Annotated in this window: 11 protein-coding genes; 7 read left to right on the forward strand and 4 right to left on the reverse strand. The window is 69.4% G+C overall.

What is annotated here, in order from left to right:
- The first annotated feature begins 30 nt into the window (after nucleotides 1-30).
- The 4 genes from AB0N89_RS36850 to AB0N89_RS36865 all read left to right on the forward strand — a co-directional run bounded on the left by AB0N89_RS36850 (nucleotide 31) and on the right by AB0N89_RS36865 (nucleotide 4699).
- Complete coding sequence (locus tag AB0N89_RS36850; protein WP_364214941.1) at nucleotides 31-1167, forward strand: substrate-binding domain-containing protein; 1137 nt, start codon at nucleotides 31-33, stop codon at nucleotides 1165-1167.
- A gap of 81 nt (nucleotides 1168-1248) precedes the next feature.
- Nucleotides 1249-2022 carry an ATP-binding cassette domain-containing protein gene (locus tag AB0N89_RS36855; protein WP_020637409.1) on the forward strand — a complete coding sequence of 258 codons (774 nt, stop codon included), beginning with the start codon at nucleotides 1249-1251 and terminating at the stop codon, nucleotides 2020-2022.
- Between the two features lie 23 nt (nucleotides 2023-2045).
- Complete coding sequence (locus tag AB0N89_RS36860) at nucleotides 2046-3506, forward strand: ABC transporter permease (protein WP_364214944.1); 1461 nt, start codon at nucleotides 2046-2048, stop codon at nucleotides 3504-3506.
- A gap of 11 nt (nucleotides 3507-3517) precedes the next feature.
- A complete protein-coding gene (locus AB0N89_RS36865) occupies nucleotides 3518-4699 on the forward strand; it encodes an ROK family protein (RefSeq protein WP_364214947.1) in 1182 nt (393 codons plus the stop codon).
- Between the two features lie 59 nt (nucleotides 4700-4758).
- Here the strand turns inward: AB0N89_RS36865 and AB0N89_RS36870 are convergent, their stop codons facing one another.
- From AB0N89_RS36870 to AB0N89_RS36880, 3 genes are all read right to left on the reverse strand, one after another.
- Nucleotides 4759-5370 (reverse strand): TetR/AcrR family transcriptional regulator, encoded by a 612-nt coding sequence (locus tag AB0N89_RS36870; RefSeq protein ID WP_364214950.1) that lies wholly within the window; start codon nucleotides 5368-5370, stop codon nucleotides 4759-4761.
- Nucleotides 5351-6211, reverse strand: coding sequence for an alpha/beta hydrolase (locus AB0N89_RS36875; RefSeq protein WP_364214953.1), 861 nt, complete (start codon nucleotides 6209-6211; stop codon nucleotides 5351-5353). Before AB0N89_RS36875 ends, AB0N89_RS36870 begins: the two co-directional genes overlap by 20 nt.
- 105 nt (nucleotides 6212-6316) lie before the next feature.
- On the reverse strand, nucleotides 6317-6496 hold the full coding sequence (locus AB0N89_RS36880) for a hypothetical protein (RefSeq protein ID WP_016332937.1): 180 nt from the start codon (nucleotides 6494-6496) through the stop codon (nucleotides 6317-6319).
- Between the two features lie 339 nt (nucleotides 6497-6835).
- Between AB0N89_RS36880 and AB0N89_RS36885 the strand changes: the two genes are divergently transcribed.
- Genes AB0N89_RS36885 through AB0N89_RS36895 form a run of 3 tightly spaced genes read left to right on the forward strand, consistent with a single transcriptional unit; the run spans nucleotide 6836 to nucleotide 8746 of the window.
- Nucleotides 6836-7630 carry an EamA family transporter gene (locus AB0N89_RS36885; protein WP_364214956.1) on the forward strand — a complete coding sequence of 265 codons (795 nt, stop codon included), beginning with the start codon at nucleotides 6836-6838 and terminating at the stop codon, nucleotides 7628-7630.
- A 46-nt stretch (nucleotides 7631-7676) separates the two neighbouring features.
- The gene (locus tag AB0N89_RS36890) at nucleotides 7677-8093 is read left to right on the forward strand and encodes a GNAT family N-acetyltransferase (RefSeq protein ID WP_364214959.1); all 417 of its coding nucleotides are present in this window, start codon (nucleotides 7677-7679) and stop codon (nucleotides 8091-8093) included.
- Nucleotides 8093-8746 (forward strand): hypothetical protein, encoded by a 654-nt coding sequence (locus AB0N89_RS36895; protein WP_364214962.1) that lies wholly within the window; start codon nucleotides 8093-8095, stop codon nucleotides 8744-8746. The genes AB0N89_RS36890 and AB0N89_RS36895 overlap by 1 nt, the downstream gene beginning before the upstream one ends.
- Here the strand turns inward: AB0N89_RS36895 and AB0N89_RS36900 are convergent.
- The gene (locus AB0N89_RS36900; RefSeq protein ID WP_364214965.1) at nucleotides 8721-10160 is read right to left on the reverse strand and encodes an amino acid permease; all 1440 of its coding nucleotides are present in this window, start codon (nucleotides 10158-10160) and stop codon (nucleotides 8721-8723) included. The two genes, AB0N89_RS36895 and AB0N89_RS36900, sit on opposite strands and share 26 nt — an antisense overlap.
- Nucleotides 10161-10322 lie beyond the last annotated feature (162 nt).

Raw genomic sequence — 10322 nt, forward strand, 5'->3', positions numbered from 1 at the left:
GCCCGCGAGCAAGATCCGGAAGGAACGAGGATGCGCAGCAGAACCCTTACCCTCCTCGCCGCGACGGTGGGCGCCGGCCTGGTGCTCTCCGCCTGCGGTGCCAACACCGCCGACTCGGGCAGCAGCGGCAACTCCTCGCAGTCCGCGCCTGCCCCGGGTGGTGCCGCCGCCGGCGGCAAGGTCGGTGTCATCCTGCCGGAGACCGCCACCTCCGCGCGCTGGGAGTCGTTCGACAAGCCGTTCCTGACCAAGGCGCTCAAGGACGCGGGCTTCGACGCCGACGTCCAGAACGCCCAGGGCGACGTCCAGAAGTTCACCACCCTGGCCGACGGCATGATCGCGCAGAACGTCAAGGTCCTGATCATCGCCGCCATCAACGGCGAGGTCGGCGCGGCGGTCGCCCGCAAGGCGCAGGCCGCGGGCATCCCGACGATCGACTACGACCGCCTGAACCTCGGCGGCAGCTCCGACTACTACGTCTCGTTCGACAACGAGAAGGTCGGTCAGCTCCAGGGTCAGGGCCTCGCCGACGCGCTGAAGGACAAGAAGGGCGCCGAGGTCGTCATGATCGAGGGTGCCCCGACCGACAACAACGCGACGCTGTTCGCCAACGGCCAGAAGTCCGTCCTGCAGCCGAAGTTCGCCAGCAACGACCTCAAGCTCGTGCGCGAGCAGGCGATCGACAACTGGGACAACCAGAAGGGCGGTCAGACCTTCGAGCAGATCCTGACCGACAACAAGGGCAAGGTCGACGGCGTCGTCGCCGCGAACGACGGTCTCGCCGGCGCGGTCATCACCGTGCTGAAGAAGAACGGCCTCAACGGCAAGGTCCCGGTCACCGGCCAGGACGCCACTGCGGACGGCCTCATGGCGATCCTGCGCGGCGACCAGTACATGACGGTCTTCAAGCCGATCAAGGAAGAGGCCGAGGCCGCGGCGAAGCTCGCCGTCCTGCTGGCCAAGGGCGACAAGGCGGGCGCCGACGCGCTGGCCACCGGCAAGGCGAAGGACCCGAAGGGCAACCGCGAGGTCAAGTCCGTGCTCCTGGAGCCGAAGCTGACCACCAAGGAAGGTGTCAAGGAGGTCGTGACGCAGGGCTACGTCAAGGCGGCCGAGATCTGCGGCGGCGACCTGGCCGCGGCGTGCACGCAGCTCGGTATCTCCTGACCCGTCAACCCAGACCACCGGGCCGGGGCGCACTCGGACACAGCGCGCGCCCCGGCCCGGTATCCAGCCGGGAGAACCCCCATGAGTGAACCCATCCTCGAACTGAAGCAGCTGAACAAGAGCTTCGGGCCGGTCCACGTCCTCCACGACGTGGACTTCAACGTGCGGGCCGGTGAGGTCACCGCGCTGGTCGGCGACAACGGCGCCGGCAAGTCCACCCTGGTCAAGTCGATCGCCGGCATCCACGGCTACGACTCGGGCACCGTGACGTTCCAGGGCAAGCCGGTGAACATCCACGGCCCGCGCGACGCCGCGGATCTGGGGATCGAGGTCGTCTACCAGGACCTCGCCCTGGCCGAGAACCTCGACATCGTGCAGAACATGTTCCTCGGCCGGGAGCGCGGCAGCAAATGGCTGCTCGACGAGGCCAGCATGGAGAAGGCGGCCCGCGAGACGCTCGCCTCGCTTTCGGTCCGCACCGTGAAGTCCGTCCGCACGCCCGTTTCGGCGCTCTCGGGCGGGCAGCGGCAGACCGTCGCGATCGCCAAATCCGTGCTGTGGGACTCGAAGGTCGTCCTGCTCGACGAGCCGACCGCCGCGCTCGGCGTCGCGCAGACCCGTCAGGTGCTCGACCTCGTCCGCCGCCTCGCGGAACAGGGCCTCGGTGTGGTGCTGATCAGCCACAACATGGCCGACGTCTTCGAGGTCGCCGACCGCATCGCGGTGCTCTACCTCGGCCGTCTCGTCGCCGAGGTGCACACCAAGGACGTCACCCACGGCCAGGTCGTGGAACTGATCACCGCCGGCCGCTCCGGCGACCTCGGCCTTGCCCGCCCCGAAGCCGCCGTCCTCTAGTACGAGGCGAGAAAGAACCGGAAATGACTGAGACACCTGCAAAGCCCGCCTCGCCGGAGGGGGGAAAGTCGGCGGCCGCCGCGCTCAACCCGTCGGCGGCCATCACGGACTTCGGCATCGACACGACATCGATGTCGACGCGCGAGGCCGTCGGTGACTACTTCTCCCGGCTCAAGGCGGGACAGCTGGGTTCGCTCCCGGCGCTGCTCGGCCTGCTCGTGCTGGTGATCGTGTTCGCCTCGCTGTCGGACACCTTCCTCACGATGAACAACATCGCGAACCTGATGGCGCAGGGCGCCGGCAAGGCGATCATCGCGATGGGCATCGTGTTCGTGCTGCTGCTCGGCGAGATCGACCTGTCCGCGGGCACCGCGTCCGGTGTCACCGCCGCCGTGCTCGCCATGCACTACGTGCGCAACGGAAACCTGTTGGGCGGTATGGGGAACGGCGTGTTCATCGCGTTCCTCGTGGTGCTCGCGATCGCCGCTCTGCTCGGCGTGATCCTGCGGATCTGGGCGGGCGTCGGATTCGCCGTGCTCGCCATCGCGCTCGTGCTCTCGGGAACCGCGGCCAACCCGTGGATCGAGATCCTGCTCGCGATCAGCGTCGGTGGCGCGATCGGTGTCCTCACCGGCTTCCTCGTCTCCAAGATCGGCATGCCGTCGTTCGTCGTGACGCTGGCGCTTTTCCTTGCCTGGCAAGGTGTCATCCTCCAGTTCATCGGTGAGGGCGGCACGCTCGGCATCAGCACCTCGGACGTGCTGTTCAAGGTCGCCAACGGCAATCTGTCCACAGTGGGCAGCTGGATCCTGTTCCTGATCGCCGCCGGTGGTTTCGCCGCGGTGACCCTGGGGCAGCACTTCTCGCGGCTCAAGCGCGGGCTGGTCACCCAGCCGACGCCGATGGTGCTGTTCAAGGTCGGCGCGATCGGCGTGGTCGCCGCGATCGCGACGTACCTGCTGACGCTGAACCGCGCGCCCAACCCGAACATCGTGATCTCGGGCGTGCCGTACGTCGTGCCGATCGTGCTCGCGCTGCTGGTGCTCGGCACCTACGTGCTCAACCGCACGCAGTACGGCCGCCACATCTACGCCGTCGGCGGCAACCGCGAGGCGGCCCGCCGCGCCGGTATCAACGTCGAGAAGATCCGCGCGTCGGTGTTCGTCATCTGCTCGGCGGTGGCGGCGGTCGGCGCGATCGTCTACTCGTCGAAGGTCGGTTCGGTCGACCCGCAGGCCGGTGGCCTCAACACGCTGCTGTTCGCGGTCGGCGCGGCCGTCATCGGTGGCACGTCGCTGTTCGGCGGCAAGGGCCGGGTCGTCGACGCGGTGATCGGTGGTCTCGTGCTGGCGGTCGTGGAGAACGCGCTCGGCCTGCTCAAGCAGTCGGCGGCGGTGGTCAACATCGTCACCGGGCTGGTGCTGCTGCTGGCGGCCACGGTGGACGCGCTGTCCCGGCGCCGCGCGGCTGCGTCGCCGCGCTGAGTCCGCATGGAATGATGAAGTCCGTGACCAGCACACCCGTTGCACGACCAGACGAGGTGCGCAGGCACAACCGCACGACCCTGCTCCGGTTGCTGCACGTCAGCGGCCCGAGCACCAGGGCGACCCTGGCCACCGAGCTCGGGCTCAACCGCAGCACCATCAAGACCCTCGTCGACGGCCTCGCGGAAGCGGGTGTCGTCGAGGAGCGGGTCCCCAGGCCGGGACGAGGGGCGGGCCGCCCCTCGCTCCTGGTCCTGCCGCAGCCGCACGCGGCGGTGGTGCTCGCGGTCGACCTGCAGGTCGAACACGTGGCGATCGCGCTGGTCGGGTTCGGCGGCCAGATCCTCGGGCGCAACAGCTGGAACCTCCGCGGCCGGATGCGGGAGGCCGACGAGGTGATCACGCACGTGATCGAGTCGACCACCGTGCTGGCGGGCGACCTCGGCGTGCAGCCGATCGCCGCGGGGGTGTCCGTGCCCGGCGTAGTCCGCCGGGTGGACGGGCACGTCCACGAGGCGCCCAACCTGCGCTGGACCGACGTGGCGCTCGGGGAACGGCTCGGCGGTGTGCTGCGTATTCCCATCCTGGTCGGCAACGACGCCGAACTCGGGGCCATCGCCGAACATCTGCGCGGCGCCGCGCGGGGCTCGTCCGACGCCGTGTACGTCTCCGCGGACGTCGGCGTCGGGGGAGGGATCATCGCGGACGGCTCGTCGCTGCGCGGTGGCGCAGGCTACGTCGGCGAGATCGGGCACATGGCGATCCGGCCGGGTGGCCGTCCCTGCTACTGCGGATCCAGCGGCTGCTGGGAGACCGAGGTCGGCGAAGCGGCCCTGTGCCGCGCGCTCGACCTGCCCGAGGACACCCCGCGCGGGGCGATCCTGTTCGAGCTGCGCGAGCTCGGCCGGGACCCGCACGCGGCCGAGGAACGGCTCTCGGAGTTCGCGGAATGGCTGACGCTGGGCCTGGTGAACGTGGTCAACCTGCTCGGCCCGCAGCTGGTCGTGCTGGGTGACCTGCTCACCGTGCTGCCCGATTCGGTCGTGAAGTCGGTGGCGGCCGAGGTCCGGCGGCGGAGCCTCGTCAGCCGCGCCGTGGGCGGGACGCAGATCGTGAGCTCGGCGCTGGGCGCGGACGTGAAGCTCCTCGGCGCCGCCGAGGCGGCCTTCGAAATGATCCTGGACACCGTCTGAGGCTCACGCGAGTGTCATGAAAGGGTCGTTCAAGACGAAAAACGTCTTGAACGACCCTTTCATGACACCGGCGGCTGCTTCACGAGACCCGACAGCAGGGCCACCAGGGCGGCGAGGGACTTCTCCTTCGCCGCTTCTCGATCTTCGGCGTGCGCGATCATCAGCGCGGCCTCCGCGCAGGCGCTCAGCACCAGCTGCGCGAGTTCCGGGATCGGCGCGTCGATCAGCCGCCCCTCCGCGGCGACACCTTCCAGGAACTCCGTGATCAGACCCAGCCCGTACCGGTTCTCCAGTTCGCGCCAGGCAGGCCAGCCGAGGACGGAGATGGCGTCGGTGAGCGAGATCCGCACCACCTCGGGCCGCAGGCACAGGTCCAGGAAGTGGCCCAGCGCGCCGATGGCCGCCGCCCACGGATCGTCCACCGACTGCCCGAACGCCTTGAGCTCCTCGGTGATCTCCGTTTCGATCTGCTCGATCACGGCACGGAACAGCCCCTGCTTGTCCCCGAAGTGGTGGTACAGCGCGCCCCGGGTGACGCCTGCCTCCCGGACGATCTCGTCGGCGGGGACGGCGGCGTAACCCGGGTCGGCGAACAGCTTCCGCGCCGCGGTGATCAACGCGGCCTGCGTCGACTGCGATCGTTCGGTCTGGCTACGTCGTGGCGTGGGCACGCAGGAATTCCACCATCATGCCGCTCAGCCGCTCCGGCTGGTCCTCCGGCACGAAGGTGTACGAGTCCTCGATCGTCTTGAGTTCGGCGCCGGGCAGGACACCCGCGAGCCTGCGGCCCAGCCACAGCGGGAAGTGCCGGTCCTCGGGCGCCCAGACCAGCAGCACCGGCTTCTCGAACGCGGGGAGCCGCTCGGCCGCGGTCAGCGTGTAGCGCTTGTCGACGCTCGTCATGAACCGGCGAAGGTCGTCGCGGATCTCCCGGCTCCGTCTGCTGGGCAGCAGGTACGCGTCCAGGACGTGGTCCGGGACCGGCCGTTTGGCCAGCCAGAGGAAGTCCGTCCTCTTCAGCAGCCATCGCCAGCGCAACGCCTGGACCACCGTCGCGGTGCCGCCGGGGATCCGCGCCAGCGGACCCAGTGCCGACAACGCCGGCGGCAGGAAGTGCTCGAAGCAGTCCGACGGCGTCAGCACGACGCGGCCCACCCGTTCCGGGGACGTCGTCATGAGCAGCTGGGTGAGCGCGCCGCCGGTGTCGTTCGCGACCACGGTGACGTCGGTCAGGTCGAGCACTTCGAGGAACCGCGCGATGAGCGCGGCGACCCCCGGCGGGCTCAGGTCGGCGCCGGGGACCGGGATCTCGTGCGAGCCGAGCGGCCAGTCCGGGGTCAGGCAGCGGAAGCCGGCGTCGGCGACCGCGGGGGCCACCTCGCGCCAGAGCAGGCTATTGGTCAGCAGTCCGTGCACGAAGACCACAGGAGGGCCTTCGCCGCGGTCGCGGTAGCGGATACGGGCGCCGCCGAGGTCCACCTCGTGCGTCTCGCCCAGGAGGTCGGTCGTCATGGAACTAACATACATGCTGTCTGTATGTTTTTGGGGGACAAAAACAGGGCGGCCGGCTCTCTCCCTCGGGAGTAGCCGGCCGCCGGGTGGTCGTGGACTGGTGGACTACCGCTGAATGTCCGCGGACATTTCTTTGAGCTTCGTTTCGTGTGCGCGGGCGTGGTGACCACAGAAGAGCAACTCGCCACCGGTGCTGAGAATGGCTCGAACCTGTGCCGCAGCTCCACACCGGTCGCATCGGTCGGCAGCGGTCAGTTCGGGGCGGGTGAGCGTCGGTGAAGTCATTGGAGTCTCCCTCCGTCCCGGCACCGGTCGCCCGGTGCCATCGATCCAGCTACGACCACTTCGGCACTGATACCAGAAACGTTCGTTCCCGGCCCCGCCGTGTTCGTGCTTCCACTCTTCCAGACGTTTGGCGGCCCGCAAGTGTTCCCGTGCGGGTGTCTCATTTGTCACTGGTAATTACCTCGGATGTCGTAGCGTAATCACGCAACGTAGGAGAAGACTCCCCGTCGAAGGGTCTTTTCCCATGTCAGGCACCATGCGAGGGTGGTCATCGCAGTCGTCCGGAACCGTCTCCCGAGTGTGCCGGCACCGGTCTTGTTCGTTCTCAGCGGAATTTCGATGTACGCCGGTGCGGCCGTCGCCGTAGGTCTCTTTTCGGTCGCCTCCCCCGCGGGGGTGGCATGGCTTCGCTGCCTCGGCGCGGCGATCGTCCTCCTCGCGTGGCGCAGGCCGCCCCGCTCGGCGTGGACCGGGCGCACGTTCTTCCTCGCGGGCGCTTTCGGCGTCGTCACCGCCGGGATGAACGTGCTCTTCTACGAGGCGATCGCCCGGCTGCCCCTGGGCACCGCGGTCGCCCTCGAGTTCGCCGGGCCCGTGGTCGTGGCGGCCTTCGGGTCGAGGACCCGCCGCGACGTCTTCGCGCTGCTGCTGGTGGCGGCCGGGGTGATCGCCATCGCGGACGTCCGGCTCGAAGGCAGTCTGCTCGGCGTGCTCTTCGCGCTGGGCGCGGCGGCCGCCTGGGCCGGGTACATCCTGCTCGGGAACCGGGTCGCGACGGGCGGGAACGGGATCGACGGGCTGGCCGTCGGGTTCGCCGTCGGCACCGTGGTCCTGTCGCCGCTGGCGCTCGGCACGGGCGCGGTGTGGTCTTCGCCACGTCTGCTGATGCTCGGCATCGGCGTCGGGGTGCTCTCGACCGTCGTGCCGTACGCGCTCGATCAGGTGGTCCTGCGCAAGGCCGGGCAGGCCCGGTTCGCGCTGTTGCTCGCGTTGCTGCCGGTCACGGCGGGCGTGATCGGCTTCCTCTGGCTCCGGCAGGTCCCGGGCCTGCCCGAGGCGCTCGGCACGCTGGCCGTCGTCGCCGGGGTGGCCCTGCGCTCCCCGGGGAAACGTGATGACTCGGCGCCCCTCTGAGCGGGATACTGACCAGTCTGTGGCGCTTTCAGCACCGGGAGGACACGTGGCCGAGATCCGGCGGGCCAGGACCGTCGAGGAGGTCGTCGCCGCCCAGCACCTGTTCGACGGGCCCGCGCGGCGGACGGCGTCCGAGAAGTTCCTCGCGGGGGAAGAGAACCACCTCCTGATCGCGTACGAGGACGGCGAACCCGCGGGCATGATCACCGGCACCGAGGTGACGCATCCGGACAAGGGCACCGAGATGTTCCTCAACGAGCTCGACGTCAGCCCGGACTACCAGCGGCGCGGGATCGGCCGCGACCTCGTCGACGCGCTGGCCGGGATCGCGCGGGAGCGCGGCTGCCGCGGGATGTGGGTCGGCGTCGAGACGGACAACGACGCCGCGCTGGCGACCTACGCCGCGGCCGGGGCGGAGAACGAGGGGCCGTTCATCATGCAGTCGTGGACGTTCGAAGACTGATGTCCTCCGGAATCGACGGCGACCGGACGGGACTGTCCGGCCGCCGCTGGCTGCCCGGCGGCGAACACCTGGTCGCCGTCGCGCGGGCCGAACTCCCGCAGAAGGACGGGCTCGCCGGACCGTTCACGGCTTTGGCGGCCCTGCGCGCCGCCGGGTTCGACGTCGCGGGCCAGGACGAGGTCGCGGCTTTGTCGGGAACCACGGTGGAGGGTCTGTCGCGGGCGATCGAGTCGTTCTCGGGCGAACGTCTCGCGGCGGTTCCCGCTACCGGGAACCGGTCGCCGCAGTCGTTGTTCATGCTCCTGGCCGAGCTGTGGAGGCTGTCGCGAGTCGCGGTGATCGCGGAGGTCGACCCGGCCGAGTTCGGCGCGCACGACACGCCCGCGCGAGCGCTGCTCGACTACCTCGACACCGGCATCCCGCCGCTGTGGTCGTCCCGCTGGCGCCCGCCCGGGGGACATTTCGTGCTGGCGGCCGGGATGCGGATCGGCGCCGAAGGCACCCTGGTGTCCATTATGGATAGTCATCACGGGTTGCACGACCAGCCGGTGGAATGGATGGCCGCGGCACTGAAGCGGATGCTCGTCGTGGTGGACGACGGCGACACCGAAGCCGCCGTCGCCGCGATCACGACGGCCGGTCTGTGGAGCTGAGGTCGTCCTTGGCGAAGCGGGAATGCCCGCGCCCGTAGAAGACGTAGATCAGCAGACCGAGCACCAGCCACGCGGCGAACCGCAGCCACGTCATCACGTCCAGGTTGAGCATCAGGTAGAAGCACGCCAGCGCCGCCACGATGGGCAGGTACGGCGAGAACGGCACGGTGAACGGGCGCTCCAGGTCCGGACGGCGCTTGCGCAGCACCGGGACGGCCAGCGCGACGATGATCATCGCCGACAGCGCGCCGATGCTGACCATGTCGGCGAGTTCGGAGATCGGGACGAAGGCGGCGAGCACCGCGATCAGCACGGCGCCGGCGATGGTCATCCGGTGCGGCGTGCCCCAGCGCGGATGCGCGGTGCCGAACTTCTTCGGCAGCAGGCCGTCGCGGCCCATCGCGAACCCGATCCGGCCGATCGTCACCAGTTCCACCATCATCACCGACGTCAGCCCGGTGACCGCGCCGAGCGAGATCAGCGCGCCCACCCAGTGCTGCCCGACCCGGTCGAAGGCGTCGGCGAGCGGGGCGCCCGTGTCGATCTCGGTGAACGGCACCATCCCGGTCAGCACCAGCGAGACCCCGATGTAGAGCAACGCGCAGACGCCGAGGGCGCCGAGGATGCCGACGCGCAGATCGCGTTTGGGGTTCACGGTCTCTTCGCCGAGGTTGGCGAGCGCCTCGAAACCGGTGTAGGCGAAGAAGACCACGGCGGCGGCCGTCACCATCCCGGCGATGCCGTAGACGGACTGTTCGAGCCCGAGCGCGGCCTGCACGATCGGCTGGTGCAGGGTCCCGGCCGTCTCCGTGGGCGCCTGGGCGGGCGGGATGAACGGCGTGAGGTTCTCGCCGCGGATGTAGAACACGCCGACCGCGAGGATCAGCACGCACACCGCGACCTTCACCAGCACGAGCAGATTCGTCACCCGCGCCGACTCCTTGATCCCGATGACGGCGATCACGGTCAGCACGGCGATGATCGCGACCGCGCCTATGTTCACCTTCGCGTCTTCGCCGAACCACTCGGGGGAGAGCCCCATCAGATTCGCGAGATAGCCGGACCAGCCGCGCGACACGACGGCCGCGCCGAGGGCGAACTCGAGCAGCAGGTCCCAGCCGATGATCCAGGCGAACGTCTCACCGAGCGTGGCGAAGGCGTAGGTGTAGGCGCTTCCCGCCGTCGGCACGCTGGAGGCGAGTTCGGCGTAACAGAGAGCGGCCATCCCGGCCACGACGGCGCCGAGCACGAACGACAGCGTGACCGACGGGCCCGCGTGCGACTTCGCCTCGACACCGGCGAGCGTGAAGATCCCGGTGCCGATGATGATGCCGACCCCGAAGCCGATCAGGTCGCGCCCTTTGAGGCGGCGTTTCAGCTCGCCCGAGTCCTGTCGTTTCAGGACCTCGTCCACGTCCAGAGTTCGCCGCATGAAAAGTCACGCTAGAAGATCGCCGCCCACCTCGCAGATCGGTGGAAGGTGACGGGGGCCGGGCCGCGGTGGGTCGGGGTGGTCGTGAGTGGCCGGGTCGTCGGTGACGGCCGGTATCGCCTGCTCGCACAGTTCGGGGTGGAC

Origin of the sequence: Amycolatopsis sp. NPDC089917 (assembly GCF_040684635.1) — a bacterium.
In the GTDB taxonomy this organism is placed as follows: Bacteria; Actinomycetota; Actinomycetes; order Mycobacteriales; family Pseudonocardiaceae; genus Amycolatopsis.

Excerpts from the sequence above, each read along its gene's own strand:
- AB0N89_RS36895 (WP_364214962.1), top strand. The coding sequence starts at position 8,093 with ATGTCCTCCGGAATCGACGGCGACCGGACGGGACTGTCCGGCCGCCGC.
- AB0N89_RS36875 (WP_364214953.1), bottom strand. The coding sequence starts at position 6,211 with ATGACGACCGACCTCCTGGGCGAGACGCACGAGGTGGACCTCGGCGGC.
- AB0N89_RS36860 (WP_364214944.1), top strand. The coding sequence starts at position 2,046 with ATGACTGAGACACCTGCAAAGCCCGCCTCGCCGGAGGGGGGAAAGTCG.
- AB0N89_RS36885 (WP_364214956.1), top strand. The coding sequence starts at position 6,836 with ATGTACGCCGGTGCGGCCGTCGCCGTAGGTCTCTTTTCGGTCGCCTCC.
- AB0N89_RS36865 (WP_364214947.1), top strand. The coding sequence starts at position 3,518 with ATGATGAAGTCCGTGACCAGCACACCCGTTGCACGACCAGACGAGGTG.
- AB0N89_RS36855 (WP_020637409.1), top strand. The coding sequence starts at position 1,249 with ATGAGTGAACCCATCCTCGAACTGAAGCAGCTGAACAAGAGCTTCGGG.
- AB0N89_RS36880 (WP_016332937.1), bottom strand. The coding sequence starts at position 6,496 with ATGACTTCACCGACGCTCACCCGCCCCGAACTGACCGCTGCCGACCGA.
- AB0N89_RS36850 (WP_364214941.1), top strand. The coding sequence starts at position 31 with ATGCGCAGCAGAACCCTTACCCTCCTCGCCGCGACGGTGGGCGCCGGC.